Here is a 20,255-nt window from a genome sequence, read left to right as displayed (position 1 = left end):
CGCCGCGGTGGCTCCGGCGTGGTTGTGCGGGGGGGCCTTGTCCCACGACGCCGCTGACCCACTTAATCCTGGGTGGTTTTCCGAGCCGGCCGCCCCCGCTGGGGGCGCCCTTCTTGCTTTTCGCGCCCCCTTTTCCACCCGCCTCCAGAGGAGTTCGACATGACCACCGCCACCCATCCGTATGACGCGTTGATGGACATCACCGCTCGGCCCAAGGCCGTGTTCGTTCGCGGCGCCGGCTCCTACCTCTGGGACGACAGCCGCAAGCGCTATCTCGATTTCGTACAGGGCTGGGCGGTCAACTGCCTCGGCCACTCCCCGCCCGCGATCGCCAACGCGCTTGCCGTGCAGGCCAAGCGGCTGCTGACGCCAAGCCCCGCCTTCTACAACGAGCCAAGCCTGAAGCTCGCGCAGGCGCTGGTTGCAGACAGCGCGTTCGACCAGGTGTTCTTTGCCAATTCCGGCGCGGAAGCCAACGAGGGCGCGATCAAGCTCGCGCGCAAATATGGCAGCCTGCATCGAGGTGGCGCGTACGAGATCATCAGCTTCGAAGGCGGCTTTCACGGCCGCACCTTGGCGACGATGTCGGCCTCGGGCAAGAAGGCCTTTGAGCCGCTGTTCGAGCCAAAGGTCGCCGGCTTCAAGAAGGCGAAGCTCAACGACATCGCCTCGGTCGAAAAGCTGATCAACGACAACTCCGTCGCTGTGATGATCGAGCCGATCCAGGGGGAATCAGGCGTATGGCCGGCGACCGATCAGTTCTTGCAGGAGTTGCGCGCCCTCACCGACGCGCACGGCCTCCTCCTGATCTTCGACGAGATCCAGACCGGGATGGGCCGGACCGGCAAGCTCTTCCACTACGAGCACACCGGCATCGCGCCCGACATCATGACGCTCGGCAAGGGCATCGGCGGCGGCGTGCCGCTCGCGGCGCTGCTCGCGACCGAACGCGCGGCCTGCTTCGAGCACGGCGACCAGGGCGGCACGTTCAACGGCAACCCGATCATGTGCGCGGCGGGGCTTGCGGTGCTCGACGAGGTCAGCAAGCCGGAGTTCCTGAAGACGGCGACCGAAACCGGGCTGCTGCTCGAAAGCGAGCTGCAGAAGGTCTCGGCGCGGCATGGGCTCGGCGAAGTGCGAGGTCGCGGGCTCCTGCTCGCGCTCGACCTCAAGCTGCCGATCGCGCCCGGCATCGTCGCGCAGGCGTTCGAGGCCGGCGTGCTCCTCAACGCGCCGCAGGTCGACACGTTGCGCTTCATGCCGGCGCTGAACGTCACGCGGGCCGAGATCGCCGAGATGATCGATTGTCTCGACGGGATCTTGACCAGAGCCGGCGCGGCACGGCGGGTGGCGTAGACGGCCCGCTCTCTTCTCCGTCATGGCCGGGCTTGTCCCGGCCATCTACGCCTTGAGGCGCGGCACGAAGAGCGTGGATGCCCGGGACACGCCCGGGCATGACGACTTCGGCAAGACGTTCTTTACGGCTTCAAGATCGACGCACCCGTGGTCTTGCGGCTTTCGAGATCGATATGCGCCTTGGCGGCGTCTTTGAGCGCGTAGGCATGGTTGATCGGCACGTGCAGCTTGCCGTTGATGACGGCGGCGAACAGCGTGTCAGCGCCTTCCAGCAACTCCTTGCGCGTTCCGATATAGTCGTTGAGCTTGGGCCGGGTCGCAAACAGCGAGCCGTGGGTGTTGAGCTCGGCGATCGAGAACGGCGGCACCGGGCCTGAGGCATTGCCGAAGGAGACGAACATCCCGCGCGGCTTCAGGCAGGACAGCGAGCCCGGGAACGTCGCCTTGCCGACACCGTCATAAACCACGTCGCAGCCCTCGTTGCGGCTGATCTGTTTGACGCGCGCAACGAAGTCTTCCTCGTTGTAGAGGATCACATGGTCGCAGCCATTGGCCTCGGCAAGCGCAGCCTTCTCGCGCGAGCCGACGGTGCCGATGACGTGGGCACCCATGGCCCTCGCCCATTGGCAGGCAAGCAGGCCGATGCCGCCGGCCGCGGCATGGATCAGCACGCGATGATGCGGCTCGACCTTGAAGGTCTTGTGCAGGAGATACCACACCGTCAGCCCCTTCAGCATCAGCACGGCGCCCTGCTCGTGGGTGATGTGGTCGGGCAGCTTGACCAGCCGCTCCCAGGGGATGTTGCGCTCGCCGGTATAGGCGCCGAGATTGTGGTAGTAGGCGACGCGGTCGCCGGGATGGAAATTCGTCACGCCCGGCCCGACCGCGACGACCTCGCCCGAGGCTTCGTTGCCGGCGATGAAGGGCAGCCCCGGCGCCTTGTAGAGGCCGGTGCGGTAATAGACGTCGATGAAGTTCAGGCCGACGGCATGCTGGACGATGCGCACCTCGCCGGGCCCGGGCGCCGGAACATCGACGCTCTCATAGACCAGGGCTTCGGGGCCTCCGACCTTGTGCACACGGACGGCTTTGGTCATCACCTGACCTCCTTTTCTCGCGGGCCAGCGAAAGACATCGCGCCCGCCTTGTCAACTCGACGCGGGCTGGAACGCCTAGACCGACGGCTTGCCGGTCTTCCTGCGGTTGCGTTTCGCTAGCACGTTGAAAAACTCGACCGCTGCCGAGAACGCAATCGCGAAATAGATGTAGCCGCGCGGGATGTGGAATTGGAATCCGTCCGCAACCAGCGCGACGCCGATCAGCACCAGGAAGGCCAGAGCCAGCATTTTCGTGGTCGGATGCTCCGCGACGAACCGCGACACCGGTCCGGCCGAAATGTACATGATGAGACAGGCGATCACGACGGCCGCGATCATGATTTCGAGGTCCTGCGCCATGCCGATCGCCGTGATGATCGAGTCCAGCGAGAACACGATGTCGATGATCACGATCTGGACGATGACCCAGAAGAAAGCGTTACGAGGTGACTTCTCGCCGCCCTCGCCGTCATCGGCTTCGACCTCGCCATGAATCTCGTGCGTCGCCTTCGCAATCAGGAACAGACCGCCGCCGATCAGGATGAGGTCGCGCCAGGAGAAGCCGTAACCGGAAAACGAAAACACCGGCGCGGTCAGGCCGATCAGCCAGACCAGGAGGCTGAGCAGGATGATGCGGAAGATCAGCGCCAGCGCGAGCCCGATCTGGCGGGCGCGGTGCGCCTGCTTCTCGGGAATGCGCGAGACGATCACCGACAGGAAGATGACGTTGTCGATGCCGAGCACGATCTCGAGCGCGGTCAAGGTGAGGAGCGCGGCCCAGGCTTCGGGGCTGGTCAACAGGTGCATCATGCGAAGGATCTTGTCAGCCGTATCAATGCGTCGCTGAAGCTGATCCAGAGCGCGATCGCGCAGAGCGCGACAGTCACACCGGTGCCGACGCGAAAGTCCATCTGCAGCGTGTAGAAGGAGAGCAGAGCCCAGATGGCGATCAGCGACATCGTCAGCCAGCGCAGCCGCACGACGCGCACCGGATGCAGCACGTGGAACGGCACGAAGGTCAGCACCACCAGGGCCGCTACTAGCAGCGTCGAGAGCAGAGGCGGCCAGTGCAGCAGAAACAGATAGAACGCCGCCGCATTCCACAGCGCCGGAAAACCGCGGAAATGATTGTCGTCCGCTTTCATGCGCAGATCGGCGAAATATAATGCGCTGGTGACGATGATGGCGACGCCGAGCAGGGGAGCTGCGACCGGCAGCAGCAAGCCGCTGGCCACGATCGCATAGGCCGGCACGAAGACGTAAGTGACGAAATCGACCACGAGGTCGAGCACGTCGCCCGACCAGTTCGGCTGCACGTCCTTGACGTTGAGCCGGCGCGCGATCGGCCCGTCGATCGCGTCGATGATGAGGGCGACGCCCAGCCATTGAAACATCGCCGCCCAGTGCTCACGCACGGCCTCAAGCATCGCCAGCAGCGCGATCGCCGCACCGAACGCGGTGAAGATGTGCACCGAGAAGGCAGCGGCGCGGATCGCGGGCCTGGGCTTCAGGGAATCCTCTTGGCTGTCCATGACTTCTGCTATCAGAATGACACCGGTTTGCACATAAGCCATTGCGGCGCCTGGTCGCACAATTCGTCATAAAATCAGGGAAATATGAGTGGGCTTGAATTTGCCGCGGGGCATGTCCAATGTCGTTCCATGACAGATGCATCGACACTCTTTGACGCGGCCGTGATCGGCGGCGGACCGGCGGGACTGAGCGCGGCCATCGCATTGGCGCAGGCGGGCGCACGGACCGCGCTGGTGGCGCGTCGCATGCCTTATGCCGACAATCGAACCACGGCGCTACTCGGTGCCTCCGTCGATCTGCTGGAGAGCCTCGACGTCTGGCCGCGCTGCAAGGACAAGGCGGCCGCGCTCGAAATCATGCGGCTCGTCGACGACACCGGCCGGCTGTTTCGTGCGCCGGAGGTCCGGTTCTCCTGCCACGAAATCGGCCTCGATGCCTTCGGCTACAACATCGACAACCGCTCGCTGATGCTGGCGCTGGAAGCGCGCGCGGCCGAACTGCCCGATGTCGTCCGTTTCGACGACGAGGCCGAAACTGTCGTCATCGAAGCCGATGACGTCGCGATCCGCACGGCCGCTGCGCAATTTCTCTCGGCCCGCCTCGTGGTCGGGGCCGACGGCCGGCATTCGCTGTGCCGCGAAGCCTCCGGCATCGCGGTGACGCGGCGCGAGCTGACCCAGACGGCACTGACTTTCAACGTCGGGCACGCGCGGCCCCACCGCAACGTCTCGACCGAGTTCCACACCCCGCATGGTCCTTGCGTGTTCGTGCCCCTGCCCGGCGATCGTTCCAGCGTCGTCTGGGTCTCGGCGCCTGCGGACGCCGAGCGGCTTCGCGGCCTGAGCGATGAGGAATTGTCCGCCGCGATCGAGAAGCAGTCGCATTCGATCCTCGGGCGCATGACGGTGGAGCCGGGCCGCCATCTGTTCCCGCTGGCGATCGAACGTCCCAAATCCTTCGGCGGCGACCGCATTGCGCTGGTCGGCGAAGCCGCCCATGTGGTTCCCCCGATCGGCGCCCAGGGTCTCAATCTCGGCCTCCGCGATGCCGCCGACATTGCGAGGCTTGCAGGCGAGGCCATCGCATCAGGCCAAGATCCCGGCGCAGCAGACGTGCTCAAGCGTTATGACCGGGCGCGGCGTCCGGACATCCTGAGCCGGACCTTTGCGATCGACATCGCCAACCGCTCGCTGCTCAATGATTTCCTGCCACTCCAGCCCGTCCGCGCGGTCGGCATGCACCTGCTCGGCGCGATCGGCCCGCTCCGGCGTTTTGCGATGCGCGAGGGGCTCACGCCGACTTGGCGGAAGTAACCGCCGCTCAAGGAAACGCCAGCCGGCCAGTCTGGATCGCCCACATCACGCTGGTCAGCGTGACCACGGACGCAAACGTCCCGAGCAGCACCGCGACGGAGGCAGACTCGATCCAGGCGTCGTTCTGCCGGGCGATGACGAACACGTTTAGCGCCGGCGGCAGCGAGGCCATCAGCACGGCGGTCGCGGCCCAGGGCTGCGCAAACGGGCCGAGCGCCAGCATCAGGCCGAAAGCTGCAAGCGGATGGACCAGGAGCTTGATCGCGATCACGCCCGGCACTTCCCACGGGACCCGATCGAACGGGCGGAGCGCCACGGTCACGCCGAGCACGAACAGCGCGGTCGGAGCGGCTGCGTTCTGGAGGAAGGTGATGGTGCGATCGAGTGCGACGGGCATCTCGATATGCAGCGATGCGAAGGCCGCGCCAAAGCAGGCCGACATGATCAGCGGGTTGAGCACGATCTGCTTCAGCACGACGCCGAAGGCATGCACGATCGAGGGATGATCGCGGTCGGAGAGCTCGATCAGCAACGGCACGATCGTGAACAGGAAGATGCTGTCGCAGCAGAAGATCAGCGCAGTCGGCGCGGAGGCCTTCGGCCCGAGCACGGCGAGCGCCAGCCCCGGTCCCATGTAGCCGATATTGCCGTAGCCGCCGGAGAGCCCGGCGAGCGTCGCCTCGCGCAGCGTCAGCCCGCCCAAAACCTTGCCGACGACCAGCGCGAGTGTGAACGCCGCAACGGTCGACAGGGTGGTCGCGACCAGGAACGGCGGGTTGTTCAATTCCGAAAACGGCGTCTTCGACATGATCGCAAACAGCAGCGCCGGCAGCGACACATAGAGCAGGAAGAAGTTCATCCAGGCGAGGCCCGATTCCGGCAGGGATTTGCCCTTGCCACAGGCGAATCCAACGAAGATCAAGCCGAAATATGGTAGAGCCAGATTGAGGATATCGACCATTGATGAAGTGTTTTCTGAAGATTGGGGGCCTATCTGCCCCGCAACCGCGGGTTAATTCCAGATCAGGGCACTAGCATCGGCCACAATCCTGGTCTATCGACGGGGAATGATTAAAGCGCGGACCGCCAAATTCCAGATCGGACAGGTCGTGCGCCACCGGATCTTCTCGTTCCGGGGCGTGATCTTCGACATCGATCCGGAATTCAACAACACCGAAGAGTGGTGGCTGTCGATCCCCGAGGAGGTGCGGCCCCACAAGGACCAGCCGTTCTATCACCTGCTCGCGGAGAACTCGGAGTCGGAATACGTCGCCTATGTCTCCGAGCAGAATCTCGTGCCGGACGATTCCGGCGAGCCGGTCCGGCATTCCCAGGTCGCCGAGATCTTCGTCAAGGACAAGACCGGCTATCGCCCGCGCAATCCTTCGCTGAACTGAGTTTCGAAGCCATCAACTGGCCAGCAAAAAAGGCGCTCGAACCGAGCGCCTTTTTCATGTGCGGGATTGATCCCTGATTACTTCTGTCCGGCCGGAGCGGCGCCAGGCGCTTGCTGCTGCTTCTTCTGCAGCTCTTCAGCCTTCTTCTGGAGCTCTTCCTGCAGCTTCCTCTGGGTTTCCTCGAACACCTTCGGATCGGTCGGCGGGCCGTCATAGGCCTTCTGGAATTCGCCGGCGAGCGGCAGCGGCAGCGTCAGCGGTGCGCCGTTGGCATTGATCGCCTGAACAACGAGGTTCTGGCCCTTCTTCATGTTGTTGATGAACTCGGGCGTGGCTTCGTAGTCGGACATGCAGCCGTTCTGGAAGCAGATCACATACGGGCTCTGCAACGGCGGATTGTTGTCCACGATGATGCGGGTGCCGTGCACCAACTGCATGCCGAGCGGCAGCGTCACGCGCAGGATCTTTTTCGGCTCGCCTTCTGGCTCGATGATGACGGCCGCGATGACCGGCTGGCCCGACTCGATACGGCCGTCCTTGCCGGTGAAGCAGACCTGCTTGGCATTGGCGTCCTGGCCCTTGAGGCAGAACTTGGTCCAGGGGGCGTAGATCAGCTGGATTTGCTGATCGGCCGGCTGGGCCGCGCCCTGCTGCGCTGGAGCGCCCTGCGCCGGAGCGCCCTGGGCGGGTGCCGGCTGGGCCGGTGCCTGAGCGGCCGGCGCCGGAGCCTTGGGGGCAGCCTTCGGAGCGGCCTTCGGGGTCGCCTTGGGCGCGGGCGTGCCCGGAGCTGGCGCGGGAGCCTGGGCCTCGGCGGCAAACGGGACGGCCAACGCCGTCGCCGTCAACAAGGCGAGAAGTCGCCCGCGCGGCCGGACGGACGCGGCCAAGTAACGGAAATTCATTGCGGAAAACCCTTTCTGAACGGGAAGTGCCCGAACCGCTTCGACGCACCGAGCCTGGCCGCGTTGGGCGCGGCTCTCTCCCCGTCAAATGAGGCAGATAAGTGACGGGCTCGGCGCTCTTGCGCGATTGCGTGCCTTCTTAACGTGGCCGACGAAAAGATCAATGCCGACAAGCGCCTTTGACCGCGCGTCGGCGTGCGCCCCCGGGAAAATCCCTGTGATAGGATTCAGGCCTGCGGTCCTCGAATCAACGTGTCCACATGTTCATGTTCCAGCGCCTTCTCGAGGGCCGTCCTGAAGGTCTTTGCGTCCGCCTCTGTGTCCTGGCTTTCGCCTTGGGGCTCCCGTTTTCCTTGGGGCTTCCGGCCAGCGGCGCAGAGGCCGAGGAAGCCCACGCCATCGCCATGCACGGCAAGCCGGCGATGCCTGCCGGTTTCACCCACATGCCTTACGTCAACCCTGACGCCCCCAAGGGCGGCCGGCTGACCTGGGGCGTTCTCGGCACCTTCGACAGCCTCAATCCCTTCATCGTCAAGGGACTGGCCGTGCAGCCGGTCCGGAACTACGTGGTCGAGAGCCTGCTCGCGCGCGGCAATGACGAGCCGTTCACGCTCTACGGACTGCTCGCCAGATCGGTCGAGACCGATGACGAGCGCAGCTTTGTCACGTTCCACATCGATCCCCGCGCGCGCTTCTCCGACGGCAAGCCGGTCCGCGCCGAGGACGTGCTGTTCTCCTGGCAGTTGCTGCGCGACCACGGCCGCCCAAACCACCGGCAATATTACGGCAAGGTGGCAAGGGCCGAGGCGCCGGATCCCCTCACCGTCCGCTTCGACCTTGCGGGAGCCAATGACCGCGAACTGCCGCTGATCCTCGGCCTGATGCCGATCCTGCCGAAACATGCGGTCGACGTCGCGGCTTTCGAGGAGACGACGCTGTCGGGCCCGGTCGGCTCCGGCCCCTATCGCGTCACCGCCGTGAGGCCCGGTGCCAGCGTGACGCTCACCCGCAATCCCGACTATTGGGGCCGTGACCTCGCCATCAATCGCGGGCTCTACAATTTCGAGGAGATCAGGCTCGACTATTTTCGCGAGGCCAACGGCCAGTTCGAAGCTTTCAAGCGCGGCCTCTATGATTTCCGCATCGAGCACGAGCCGCTGCGCTGGCACGACGGCTACGACTTTCCCGCGGCGAAGAATGGCGACGTGATCCGCGACACCTTCAAGCCGGGCGTGCCGCAACCTTCCGAATTTCTGGTGTTCAACACGAGGCGTCCCATATTCGCCGACATCCGCGTGCGCCAGGCCTTGACGCTGCTGTTCGATTTCGAGCTGGTGAACCGCAACTACTTCTTCAACCTCTACTCGCGCGTCGCCGGCTATTTTGCCGGCTCGGACCTCTCAGCGTATGGCAAGCCTGCGGATGCGCGCGAGCGCGAGTTGCTCAAGCCGTTCGCCGCGCAGATCCCGCCTGACATCATGGACGGCAGCTACCGCCTGCCGGTGACCGACGGTTCGGGCCGCGACCGGACCACGCTGCGCGCGGCGCTGAAGCTGTTGTTGGAGGCCGGCTACGATCTCGACGGCACCGTGCTGCGCAACCGTGCGACCAAGGCGCCCTTCACCTTCGAGATCCTGGTCACGACCCGCGACCAGGAACGCGTCGCGCTTGCCTTTCAGCGCGACCTCAGGCGCGCCGGCATCGAGCCCAGCGTGCGATCGGTCGATCCCGTGCAGTTCGACCAGCGCCGGCTCGCCTACGAATTCGACATGATCCAGAACCGCTGGGACCAGTCCCTGTCGCCCGGCAACGAGCAATATTTCTACTGGGGGAGCGCTGCCGCCGACAGTCCGGGCACCCGCAACTACATGGGGGCCCGGGATCCCGCGGTCGATGCGATGATCGCCGCACTGCTGGAAGCCCGTGAACACACGGATTTCGTATCCGCGGTGCGGGCGCTCGACCGCGCTTTGATCTCCGGTTTCTATACAATCCCCCTGTTTAACGTATCCGAGCAATGGATCGCGCGCTGGAATCGGATAGAACGGCCAGAGGCCACCTCGCTGTCCGGCTATTTGCCGGAGACCTGGTGGTCGAAGGGGCAGCCGCAAGCTCATCAAGCAAAGTGACGCCGTGAACCAGCCAGCCGTATCGCCGACGCTCGACACACTGTTTCAGCGCACGCTGATGCGGCAGCCGCACGCGACCGCTCTGCTCGACCCCCTGAACAAGTTCCGCGTGACCGGGCACGAGCCGCGGCGGATGAGCTATGCCGAGGCTGACACCGCCATCGAGGCGCTGTCCGCCTATTTCGTCGAATCAGGCCTGCCGGCCAATTCCGTCATCGCCATCCAACTGCCGAATACGGTCGAGTTCGTGCTCACCGTTCTCGCCGCCCATCGCGCCGGTCTTGTCGTCGCCGTGCTGCCGCTGCTCTGGCGCCATGCCGAACTGACCGCCGCTCTCAATCGTACCGCGGCGCGCGCCATCGTCACCATGAGCACGGTCGACGGCGTCAGCTATGCCGATCTCGCCATGCACGCGGCCGCGGAAGCCTTCTCGATTCGCCATGTCTGCGGCTTCGGCACCAACCTGCCCGAAGGCATGGCCTCGCTCGACGACGTGCAGGCCCGTCCGCCCGGCACAGCGCGCGCCGTGATTCAGGATGGCCGCAAGGCGGCGATGATCTCCTTCGACGTCACCGCCGAAGGCTTTCGTCCCGTGCCGCGGCCGCATTTCAGCCTGATCGCCGGGGGGCTCGCGATGTCGCTGGAAGCCGACATCAGGCAAGGCGCAACCGTGATGGCGGCGTTCACGCCGATGTCGTTCGCAGGGCTCGCCTCCTCGCTCGCGGTGTGGCTGCTGTGCGGCGGCACGCTGGCGCTGCATCACCCCTTCGAGAACGACGTGCTGGAGCAGCAGATCAATGCGCACGAATGCGACGTGCTGATCGCACCGGCACAGTTCGCCCAGCGGCTCGGCGATTCCGAGCTGGCGGCGCGGATGCCGAGCTTGCGCAACGTCATCGGCCTGTGGCGCGCCCCCGAGCAGGTGTCGGCGAGCGAGGCATGGATTGCGCCGCATGCGCCTTTCACGGACGTCTATCTGTTCGGCGAGGCCGGATTGTTCGGCGCCCGGCGTGGCGAGGACGGCATGCCGGTGCCGGTGATGCCGGGACCGCACGGCGCGCCGCGCGAGCAGTCGGGTTCGTCGATCGCCGGCGAGATTCTGCTGACGCCGAAGGGCACGCTCGGGCTGCGCGGCCCTATGGTGCCGATCGCGGCCTACGCCCCGCCGCCGCCGCCGGTCGGCGACACCCTGATCGCGCAACCGCCACGCGACTATGTCGACACCGGCTATGCCGCGCGGCTCGATCGTCCCAGCGGCGCGATCTGCATCACCGCGCCGCCCTCCGGGATCATGGCCGTCGGCGGCTACCGCTTCCTCTCCAACGACCTGCAGGAATGGGCGCGCCGGCTCGGCCAGGGCGCCCTGCTGACCGCGCTGCCTGACCGGCTCTCCGGTCACCGGCTCGCGGGCCGCGCCCAGGACAATGCCCGCGCCCGCGAGGCGCTCAGCGAACTCGGGCTTAACCCCCTGATGGTCGAAGCTTTTCGCGACCGCTCCGGGCCGGTCTAAGCGTAGTTTCGACCGTTCCATTGACGCTGCATTAAGGCGGCCGGACTAGATTGCGCGGCACCTGTCGCGTGATCAGAGTCTCTCGATGTCCCAGGCCGGCCCGATCCTGTTTGTGTCCAATGGCGAGCGGCCGGCCTTCATTGCGGCGCTGGACGAGGCGCGCTTCTTTCCCGTGATCGACACCGGCTGGGCCGGCGCGGTGCGCGCGGTCGAAGAGGTGCAGCCGGCCGTGGTTCTCGCCGCGATGCATGCCGGGCACGAGCCGCATCTGGCGCCGCTCGCCAGCAAGATTGCGGAGCAATCCCCTTACCTTCCCTTCGTGGCATTGGATGCGGCGGGCGCGCTCCCGCACAACGTCCTGCCCTTCTCTTCCTCGCGCGCCGGCCATTCCGAACGCCTGATCGCGCGGCTTCGCGCCGCTCTACGGATTCGTACCCTTCACGCCACGGTGCTGCGCCGGCTGCCCGAGGTCAAAGTCGCGCTGCCGGAGGCTGATCCCGTTCGCGATGCCACGGTGCTTCTGATCGGCCGCGGCGCGGCTTACCCCGCGCTTTCCGTCGCGCTCGGCGAGCGCGTCGGCGTCATCGGGGCGCTCTCGATCGAGGCAGCGGCCAAGCATCTCAACACCCGCGACCTCGACGGCGTCGTGCTCGCCGAAGGTTTTACCCCCCGCGTGACCGATGCCTTTCTCACGGTGCTCGCCGAGGACACCCGCTTCCGCAGCCTGCCCGTGGTCGTCACTGCGCATCAGTTGACGCAGACTTACGACCTGCCGAATCTCGAACTGATCCCCGGCGAGTCAGCGAAGGTCGCCGCCAACGCGCTGCCCCTGATCCGCCAGCACGCCATGGAAGCCCAGCTGAGCCGTACGCTGCGCTCGATCGATGCCGGCGGCTGGCTCGACCCGCGCAGCGGCCTGCTCACGGCGGAAGCTTTTGCGCGTGATTTTGCCAAGGCGGTCGAGCAGACGCTGGCCCGCGGCGGCGGCCTCTCGGTCGCACGCTTCGCCTTCGATCCCGGCAATTCCCGCGCCCAGCTCGATGCCGCGCGCATTCTCAGCCGGCTGATGCGGCAGATGGATTTTGGCGTGGCGCAGAAGGACGGCTCGGTCGTCGTCGTGTTCGCGGAGACCGACTTCCGCACTGCGCACATGATCGCCCGCCGCCTCTCCGCGGTGATGCGGCACACGTCGAACGGCAAGCACGAGATGCGCAGCGATCCCGTCGTTTCGGTGGATTCGCTGTCGCCCTCGGATACGGCAAGGTCGCTGCTTGGGCGGCTGTCGGCCGAGGCATCGCGGGCGGCGTCGTAATCATCCGCGAGCGCTCGCTGCCGTCGGAGCTCGACTGCTCACATGTGGAAGCTTTACGCGAAACGCACCGTTCGCATTCTCATTCGCGAGGGCCGGCCGCTGGCGCAAAAAACCCGCGGCCGGTAAACGGTCGCGGGTCAAAATCCGAAGCTCTGCCAGTACATCCGTGGTCAAAGCAACGTCATTGGGATTGCGGCAGCCTATGCGGCGCGCAGATCTTCAGCAGCAGACTTGCCGGTCTTGCGATCTGCAACGATTTCAAAAGAAACCTTCTGCCCTTCGTTGAGGGTATTCATGCCGGCGCGTTCAACGGCGCTGATGTGAACGAAGACATCCTGGCTGCCCTCGTCCGGCTGAATGAATCCGAAGCCCTTTTGGCTGTTAAACCACTTCACAGTTCCCGTCGTCATGGGGATCGTCCTTTAAGATAGATAAACGTTTGGCCGCGCTCAGAAGCGCGGTGGGTGTCGTCGAGATCTGGAGGGAGGGTCGTCAGTCAGGCGCGCTTTTCAGCGGCGAGGCCAAGTCGTTCGGCCGAAACTCGATAGACTGAACCTAGCAACTGTTCGATCATTGCGCAAGTGATCATATGTCGCTGTTCGGAGATCCGAGTGCGGCGCGTCGTTTCGCGCCGCCTCCGGAAACCTCTACGCCGCCTTCTTGCTCTGCGCGAGCTGCGCCAGCTGGCGCATGATCTCGGTGGTGCCGGCCAGACGCTCTTCCGGCGTCTCCCAGTCCTGCAGGAACACCACCTTCATGTCGGGCCGCACCTTCGCGGCCTGGCCGTGGCTGCGGATGAAGCTCACCAGCCGGTCGGGATGGGCGAAGGAATTGTCGCGGAAGGCGATGACGGCGCCCTTCGGACCGGCATCGATCTTGCCGACATTGGCTTGGCGGCAGAACGCCTTGATCGCGGCGACCTTGCACAAATAGCGCACCTCGTCCGGCAACACGCCGAACCGGTCGCGCATCTCGGCGCCGAAGTTCTCGATCTCCTCCTCGCTGTCGAGGTCGGCGAGCCGGCGGTAGAGTGACAGCCGCACCGAGAGATCGCCGACATAATCCTCCGGAATCAGCACGGGCATGCCGATGGTGATCGTCGGCGACCAGCGGTCGGCCGCGGGCTCGGACACACCAGCCTTGAGGTTGACGATCGCCTCCTCCAGCATCGATTGATAGAGCTCGAAGCCGACCTCCTTGATATGGCCGGACTGCTGCTCGCCCAGGATATTGCCCGCGCCGCGGATGTCGAGATCGTGCGAGGCGAGCTGGAAGCCCGCGCCCAGCGTCTCCAGCGATTGCAGCACGGTGAGCCGGCGCTCGGCCTGCGCCGTGATCTTCTGCTGCGCCGGCAGCGTGAACAGCGCATAGGCCCGCAGCTTGGACCGGCCGACGCGGCCGCGGAGCTGATACAGTTGGGCAAGGCCGAACATGTCGGCGCGATGCACGATCAGCGTGTTGGCGTTGGGGATGTCGAGGCCGGATTCCACGATCGTGGTCGACAGCAGGATATCGAACTTGCCGTCGTAGAACGCCGTCATGATATCCTCGATCACGGCGGGCGGCATCTGCCCGTGCGCAACCGCAACCTTCATCTCCGGCACGTTCTTGTCGAGGAAATCCCTGACCTCGGCGAGGTCGTCGATGCGCGGCACCACGTAGAACGCCTGGCCGCCGCGATAGCGCTCGCGCAGCAGCGCCTCGCGGATCATCAAGGGGTCGTGCGGGGCGACGAAGGTGCGGACCGCGAGGCGGTCGACCGGGGGCGAGGCAATGATCGAGAGCTCGCGCACGCCGGTGAGCGCCAATTGAAGTGTGCGTGGAATCGGCGTGGCCGACAGCGTCAGCACGTGCACCTCGGCGCGGAGCTGCTTCAGCCGCTCCTTGTGGGTCACGCCAAAATGCTGCTCCTCGTCGACGATCAGCAGGCCGAGATCCCGGAACTTGATCGACTTGCTGAGCAGCGCATGGGTGCCGACGACGATGTCGACCGAGCCGTCGGCGAGGCCCTTCTTGACCAGATTGAGCTGCTTGGCGGGCACCAGCCGGGAGGCCTGGGCGACCTGGACCGGGAAACCCTTGAAACGGTCGGTGAACGTCTTGTGATGCTGACGGGCGAGCAGCGTGGTCGGCACCACGACCGCGACCTGCTTGCCTTCGAGCGCCACCGCGAAGGCGGCGCGCAGCGCCACCTCGGTCTTGCCGAAGCCGACGTCGCCGCAGATCAGCCGGTCCATGGGACGGCCGAGCTCGAGGTCCTTCAGCGTGGACTCGATCGCACCAAGCTGATCCTCGGTCTCGTCATAGGGGAAGCGCGCGCAGAACTCGTCGTAGAGGCCCGGCTGCACCGGCAGCTTCGGCGCCTCATGGAGGTGGCGCTCGGCGGCGATCTTGATCAGCTCGCCCGCGATCTCACGGATGCGGTTCTTGAGTTTGGCCTTGCGCGTCTGCCAGCCCGAACCGCCGAGACGATCAAGTTCGACCGTGGTCTGGTCGGAGCCATAGCGCGACAGCAGCTCGATGTTCTCGACCGGCAGGAACAGCTTGGTCTCGGCGGCATAATGCAGCTCGAGGCAGTCATGGGGCGCGCCGGCGACGTCCAGCGTCTGCAGGCCGATGAAGCGGCCGATGCCGTGATCGACATGGACCACGATATCGCCGGCGGCGAGGCTCGTCACCTCCGAGATGAAATTGTCGAGCTTGCGGCTCGCCTTGCGCGGTCGGACCAGGCGATCGCCAAGGATATCCTGCTCGCTGATGACAGCGATCTCGTCGGTCTCGAATCCGCTTTCGAGGCCGAGCACGGCCAGCATGGTCTCGTTGCGCGGGGTCGCCTGCACCGTGCGCCAGCTGTTGACGCTGGTCACGGGGGTGAGCTTGTGATCGCGCAGCATCGAGGTCATGCGGTCCCTCGAGCCCTCCGTCCAGAGCGCGATGACCACCTTCTTGCGGTTTGTCAGTAGCCCATGCACATGTGCGACGACGGCTTCGAAGACATTGATCTTGTTATCGTTGCGCTCCGGGGCGAAGTCTCGTCCCTTGCGCGCGCCGGCATCGACCACGCTGGTACCATCAGCGGGCACCGAAAACTGGGTGAGCCGCACCAACGGCATCCCGCTCTCACGCTTGCCCCACTCCTCCTCGGTCAGGTAGAGCCTGTCAGGCGGCAGCGGCTTGTAGATGGCACCGCCGCCCGGATGCTCCATGGCGTCGCGGCGGGCCTGGTAATAATCGAGGATCTGCTTGAAACGCTCGCGGATGGCGTCCTCGGCCTGCGGCTCGATCGCGACGCAAGCTCCTTGCAGATAGTCGAACAGCGTGTCCATCCGATCCTGGAACAGCGGCAGCCAATGCTCCATGCCGGGATGGCGGCGGCCCTCGCTGACGGCCTCGTAGAGCGCATCGTCGCGCTCGGGCGCGCCGAACTCAGCGACGTAGCCCATGCGAAAGCGGCGGATGGTCTCGGTGACGAGCTGGAATTCGGAGATCGGCACGAGATCGAGCGCGCGCATGTCGAGCAGCGTGCGCTGGGTCTCGGCATCGAAGGTGCGGATCGATTCCAGGCTGTCGCCGAAGAAATCGAAACGGACGGGCTGGTCCAGGCCGGCCGGAAACAGGTCCAGAATGCCGCCGCGCACCGCGTATTCGCCGGGCTCGCGCACGGTCGAGGAGCGGTTGTAGCCGTTGTGCTCGAGCCAGGCGATGATGGTATCCATCGGCACGACGTTGCCGGGCGCGACCGACAGCGCCTGCGCCGCGACGAGCTCGCGCGCCGGCACGCGCTGTACCACGGCGTTCACCGTGGTCAGCACGATCAGCGGCTTGTCGCTACCGGTCAGTGACGCCAGCCGCGCCAGCGTCGTCAGGCGCTGCGCGAGGACGCCACCATGCGGCGAGACGCGGTCATAGGGCTGGCAGTCCCAGGCCGGGAAGGTCAGCACGGGCAAATCGGGCGCGAAGAATTGCAGAGCACGTTCGAGCTGCTGCATCCGCGGCCCGTCGCGACAGATCACCGCGAGGCTGACAGCCGGCTTCTTCGGCCGCGCCGCGATGGCGCGCGCGAGATCAGAGATGACGAGGCCCTCGGCACCCTCGGCAACATTGGCAAGCGTGAGCGCGCGGCCGGGCGTGAGCAGCTCGGCCGGCGATTTCATCCCCTGCTTCATACGTCGCGGTCCGCGATCGGAAACCCCTTGATGCGCGCAAACAGCGGGCCGATGACGTCGGCGGCAAGCACCTTGTCGCCGGTGATGGCGGCATAGAGGTCGGGATCGGCCTCTTCGAGCAGGGTCTCGAGCTGCGTCAGCTCGTCATCGGACAGATTGCCGATCTCGGCATCCGCGAACCGGCCGAGGATCAGGTCCATCTCGCGCGTGCCGCGGTGCCAGCAGCGGAACAGAAGCCGCTTGCGGCGGTCGTCCAGCCCGTTGCTCGATCGTGTCGTTCCCGTCATGTCTCAATTCCAGTCAAACGCCAAAAGCCCGGACGTGCCGGGCCGGGGTGATATAGCCACTCGGGCGGGCCCTGTCAGCCCTCGATTTGTCATGGCCCGCTGCCCCGCAGGGGCACGAAAAAACACGTGGATGCCGGGCATAAAGCCGGGCATGACGAGCGAAAACGGTCCTAGATTCGCCTGATGCGCCCCAGCCTGCTCAACCCGCTGTTTGCCCCCGTGACCAGCCTGCCCGGCGTCGGTCCGAAGCAGGACAAGCTGCTGCAATATCTGCTCAGCCGCAATGAGACGCCGCGGCTGGTCGATCTGTTGCTGCATTTGCCGAGCCAGGTGATCGACCGTCGCGCCCGGCCGAAGATCCGCGACGCCGCGCAGGGAACCATGGTGACGCTGGAGGTCACGGTCGACCGCCACCGCCCGCCCCCGCCGCGCAATGCGCGCGCGCCCTACCTCGTTTACGCCAGCGACGACACCGGCGACGTCGTGCTGACGTTCTTCCGCGCAAAGCCCGGCTATGTCGAGAAGCTGCTGCCGATCGGCGAGAAGCGCTTCGTCTCCGGCACGCTCCAGATGTACGACGCCATCCCGCAGATCGTGCATCCCGACCGGGTGCTGGACGAGGAGGCGATTTCCAAACTCTCCGGCATCGATCCCGTCTATCCCTTGACCGAGGGCCTTGCACTCGGCTCGCTGCGCCGTGCGGTCGCGCAGGCGCTGCAGAAGCTCCCGGCACTGCCGGAATGGATCAGCCCGGAGGTGCTGCGCCGCTGCGGCTTCCCGCCGATCGCCGAGGCGCTCACCCGCGTGCACCAGCCGGTCGAGCTCACCGACATTCTGCCCGACCAGCCGTTCTGGTCGCGCCTCGCCTTCGACGAACTCCTGGCCGGGCAACTTGCGCTTGCCCTGATCCGCGCCCAATTGCGACGCCCGGCCGGTGTGCGCAACGCCGGCGACGGGCACCTCCGCAACAAAATCATCGATGCCCTGCCCTATGCGCTGACAACCTCCCAGCGCGACGCAGCAGCCGCCATCGCCAATGATCTACAACAGCCGGTGCGCATGTTGCGCCTGCTCCAGGGCGACGTCGGCTCCGGCAAGACCGTGGTCGCGCTGCTGGCCGCCGCTGCCGTCACTGAGGTCGGCAAGCAGGCCGCCTTGATGGCGCCGACCGAAATTCTGGCTCGTCAGCATATCAAGACCATCGCGCCGCTCGCCGAGCGCGCGGGCATGCGGGTCGCGATCCTCACCGGCCGCGAAAAGGGCAAGGAGCGGCGTGACCTGCTGGCACAACTCGAAGCCAGCGAGATCGACCTGCTCGTCGGCACCCATGCGCTGATCCAGGACGACGTGATCTTTAGCGATCTCGCCCTCGCCGTCGTCGACGAGCAGCATCGTTTTGGCGTGCGCGAGCGGCTGGCGCTGACGGCAAAGGGCGAGGCCGTCGACGTGCTGGTGCTGAGCGCCACGCCGATTCCGCGCACGCTGGTGCTGACCTATTTCGGTGACATGGACATCAGCGAGCTCAGGGAGAAGCCGGCCGGCCGCCAGCCGATCGAAACTCGCACCATATCGATGAGCCGCCTCGGCGAGGTCACCGACAGCATCGGCCGCGCGCTCGAATCCGGCAAGCTGGTCTACTGGATCTGCCCGCTGGTCGAGGAATCCGAGGCCGAGGGTACCGAGCACCTGACCAATGCGACCAAGCGCTTCGAAACCCTGCAAAAGCGTTTCGGCGACCGTGTCGGCCTCGTCCACGGCCAGATGAAGGGCACCGAGAAGGACCGCGTCATGGGCCAGTTCGCCGCCCACGAGATCGGTCTGCTGGTCACGACCACCGTGGTCGAGGTCGGTGTCGACGTGCCGGCGGCGACCATCATGGTGATCGAGAACGCCGAACGCTTTGGCCTCGCCCAGCTTCATCAATTGCGCGGCCGCATCGGGCGCGGCTCGGAGGCCTCGACCTGTCTGCTGCTCTACTCCGAGCCGCTCGGCGAGATGTCGAAAGCACGGCTGAAGGTGATCCGCGAGACCACCGACGGCTTTCGGATCGCCGAGGAAGATCTGAAGCTGCGCGGCGAAGGCGATGTGCTCGGCGTGCGCCAGAGCGGCCTGCCCGGCTACCGCATCGCCCGCTCGGAGGTGCACGGCCAGCTCATCACGCAGGCCCGCGACGAGGCGCTGCGCATCCTGAAGGACGATCCAAAACTCAAGGGCGACCGCGGCGAGGCACTGCGCTGCCTGCTGTATCTGTATGAGCGGGATGAAGCGATCCCGCTGATCGGAGCGGGTTAGCTGGCCGCTCGTTGCCGCCCAATCTCATAAGCCGCCACATGCGCCCGGGCGAGATCCAGCAGGGGCGTGTCGATGCCGAGTGCACGGGCCCGGTTGGCCATATCGCCGAGGATATGCTCCGCCTCGGTGACCGAGCCGCGCTCGAGATCACGCAGCATCGAGGCCTTGAGCAGGGAATCCGGGGTCGTGAACAGCTTGCGGTCAAACTCGATGAAAGGCGCTCGCGGCTCAAAACCCGAGGCCGTGGCGACGGCGCAGCATTCGGCAAACAGGCGGAAGATGGATTGCTCGCCGTTCGGAACGGCCAGAATGTCTCCGATGCTTGCACGCATCAGGCAGGTGATGCCGGCGAGCGTCGAGAGCTGGACGAATTTCTCCCACATGTCCTGCATGATCGCTTCGCTGGCGCGCACGTCGATACCGGGCACGTGCAGCAGCGTCTCCAGGGCGAGCACACGCTCGCTCAACGACCCCCCGATTTCGCCGAAGACGATGGTCTGATTGGCCATGAACTGAACGACGCGACCATCCGCATCGAGCCCGGCACTGACGTTCGCGAGCCCGCCGAGAACCTGAGCGGCGCCGAACCGCGCCGTCAGGGCGTCGACATGTTTCAGCCCGTTGAGGATCGGCAAAATCATCGTGTGGGCGCCAACGGCCGGGGCAAACTGGGCCATCGCATCGTCGAGCGAGTAGGATTTCACCCCGACGAGCACGACGTCGAACGTTTCCTTGAGGTCGTTGGCCAGGATGATCTTCGGCTGCACGGCGAAATCGCCCTGCGGGCTCACGACCTGCAATCCATTCCGCCGCAATTGCTCCGCACGCCCGGCCCGCACCAGAAAGTTCACGTCGCCGCCGGCTCGGACCAGGCGCGCTCCGTAGTAGCCTCCGAGCGCTCCCGCGCCGATCACAAGCACTCTCATTCGAACTCCCATTGCGGAGTGACCGCTTTCGCAGA

Annotated in this window: 16 protein-coding genes; 7 read left to right on the top strand and 9 right to left on the bottom strand. The window is 65.6% G+C overall.

The genetic code is table 11. The features are described 5' to 3' along the window. Positions 1-159: 159 nt before the first annotated feature. Positions 160-1,356, top strand: a complete 1,197-nt coding sequence (locus AC0L23_RS00155; protein ID WP_085384082.1) for an acetylornithine transaminase — start codon at positions 160-162, stop codon at positions 1,354-1,356. Between the two features lie 122 nt (positions 1,357-1,478). Here the strand turns inward: AC0L23_RS00155 and AC0L23_RS00150 are convergent, their stop codons facing one another. The 3 genes from AC0L23_RS00150 to pcsA form a co-directional block, all read right to left on the bottom strand. Further along, positions 1,479-2,453: a quinone oxidoreductase family protein gene (locus AC0L23_RS00150; protein WP_018457922.1), complete on the bottom strand. Its 975-nt coding sequence runs from the start codon at positions 2,451-2,453 to the stop codon at positions 1,479-1,481. A gap of 75 nt (positions 2,454-2,528) precedes the next feature. Beyond that, positions 2,529-3,263, bottom strand: a complete 735-nt coding sequence (locus AC0L23_RS00145) for a TerC family protein (RefSeq protein WP_018457923.1) — start codon at positions 3,261-3,263, stop codon at positions 2,529-2,531. Then, positions 3,260-4,027: a phosphatidylcholine synthase gene (gene pcsA, locus AC0L23_RS00140; RefSeq protein WP_085353096.1), complete on the bottom strand. Its 768-nt coding sequence runs from the start codon at positions 4,025-4,027 to the stop codon at positions 3,260-3,262. Before pcsA ends, AC0L23_RS00145 begins: the two co-directional genes overlap by 4 nt. Before the next feature lie 87 nt (positions 4,028-4,114). Between pcsA and AC0L23_RS00135 the strand changes: the two genes are divergently transcribed. Then, positions 4,115-5,299 carry a UbiH/UbiF family hydroxylase gene (locus tag AC0L23_RS00135; RefSeq protein ID WP_018457925.1) on the top strand — a complete coding sequence of 395 codons (1,185 nt, stop codon included), beginning with the start codon at positions 4,115-4,117 and terminating at the stop codon, positions 5,297-5,299. A 7-nt stretch (positions 5,300-5,306) separates the two neighbouring features. Here the strand turns inward: AC0L23_RS00135 and AC0L23_RS00130 are convergent, their stop codons facing one another. Beyond that, complete coding sequence (locus tag AC0L23_RS00130) at positions 5,307-6,260, bottom strand: AEC family transporter (protein WP_473356745.1); 954 nt, start codon at positions 6,258-6,260, stop codon at positions 5,307-5,309. A 106-nt stretch (positions 6,261-6,366) separates the two neighbouring features. On the opposite strand from AC0L23_RS00130, the gene hspQ reads away from it, so the two are divergent. Then, a complete protein-coding gene (gene hspQ, locus AC0L23_RS00125) occupies positions 6,367-6,696 on the top strand; it encodes a heat shock protein HspQ (protein ID WP_018457927.1) in 330 nt (109 codons plus the stop codon). A 77-nt stretch (positions 6,697-6,773) separates the two neighbouring features. Here the strand turns inward: hspQ and AC0L23_RS00120 are convergent, their stop codons facing one another. Then, positions 6,774-7,598: an invasion associated locus B family protein gene (locus AC0L23_RS00120; RefSeq protein ID WP_018457928.1), complete on the bottom strand. Its 825-nt coding sequence runs from the start codon at positions 7,596-7,598 to the stop codon at positions 6,774-6,776. 260 nt (positions 7,599-7,858) lie between these two features. Between AC0L23_RS00120 and AC0L23_RS00115 the strand changes: the two genes are divergently transcribed. The 3 genes from AC0L23_RS00115 (at position 7,859) to AC0L23_RS00105 (ending at position 12,549) form a co-directional block, all read left to right on the top strand. Beyond that, a complete protein-coding gene (locus tag AC0L23_RS00115; protein ID WP_473356744.1) occupies positions 7,859-9,727 on the top strand; it encodes an extracellular solute-binding protein in 1,869 nt (622 codons plus the stop codon). A 4-nt stretch (positions 9,728-9,731) separates the two neighbouring features. Continuing rightward, positions 9,732-11,237: an AMP-binding protein gene (locus AC0L23_RS00110; protein ID WP_446481424.1), complete on the top strand. Its 1,506-nt coding sequence runs from the start codon at positions 9,732-9,734 to the stop codon at positions 11,235-11,237. Positions 11,238-11,322: 85 nt separating this feature from the next. Further along, positions 11,323-12,549 carry a hypothetical protein gene (locus AC0L23_RS00105; protein WP_018457931.1) on the top strand — a complete coding sequence of 409 codons (1,227 nt, stop codon included), beginning with the start codon at positions 11,323-11,325 and terminating at the stop codon, positions 12,547-12,549. A 200-nt stretch (positions 12,550-12,749) separates the two neighbouring features. Here AC0L23_RS00105 and AC0L23_RS00100 read toward each other — a convergent pair whose 3' ends face one another. The 3 genes from AC0L23_RS00100 to AC0L23_RS00090 form a co-directional block, all read right to left on the bottom strand. Further along, positions 12,750-12,959, bottom strand: coding sequence for a cold-shock protein (locus AC0L23_RS00100; RefSeq protein ID WP_018457932.1), 210 nt, complete (start codon positions 12,957-12,959; stop codon positions 12,750-12,752). A gap of 237 nt (positions 12,960-13,196) precedes the next feature. Beyond that, complete coding sequence (gene mfd / locus AC0L23_RS00095) at positions 13,197-16,715, bottom strand: transcription-repair coupling factor (RefSeq protein WP_473356743.1); 3,519 nt, start codon at positions 16,713-16,715, stop codon at positions 13,197-13,199. After that, positions 16,712-17,002, bottom strand: coding sequence for an FAD assembly factor SdhE (locus AC0L23_RS00090; protein ID WP_018457934.1), 291 nt, complete (start codon positions 17,000-17,002; stop codon positions 16,712-16,714). The genes mfd and AC0L23_RS00090 overlap by 4 nt, the downstream gene beginning before the upstream one ends. Positions 17,003-17,185: 183 nt before the next feature. Between AC0L23_RS00090 and recG the strand changes: the two genes are divergently transcribed. Beyond that, positions 17,186-19,294 (top strand): ATP-dependent DNA helicase RecG, encoded by a 2,109-nt coding sequence (gene recG, locus AC0L23_RS00085; RefSeq protein ID WP_473356742.1) that lies wholly within the window; start codon positions 17,186-17,188, stop codon positions 19,292-19,294. Here recG and panE read toward each other — a convergent pair. After that, on the bottom strand, positions 19,291-20,220 hold the full coding sequence (panE, locus tag AC0L23_RS00080; protein WP_456654176.1) for a 2-dehydropantoate 2-reductase: 930 nt from the start codon (positions 20,218-20,220) through the stop codon (positions 19,291-19,293). The genes recG and panE overlap by 4 nt on opposite strands. Positions 20,221-20,255 lie beyond the last annotated feature (35 nt).

This window comes from Bradyrhizobium sp. MI1.4 (assembly GCF_055811315.1).
Note: the sequence above shows the minus strand (reverse complement) of the source record. Positions and strands in the feature narration are given on the sequence as shown.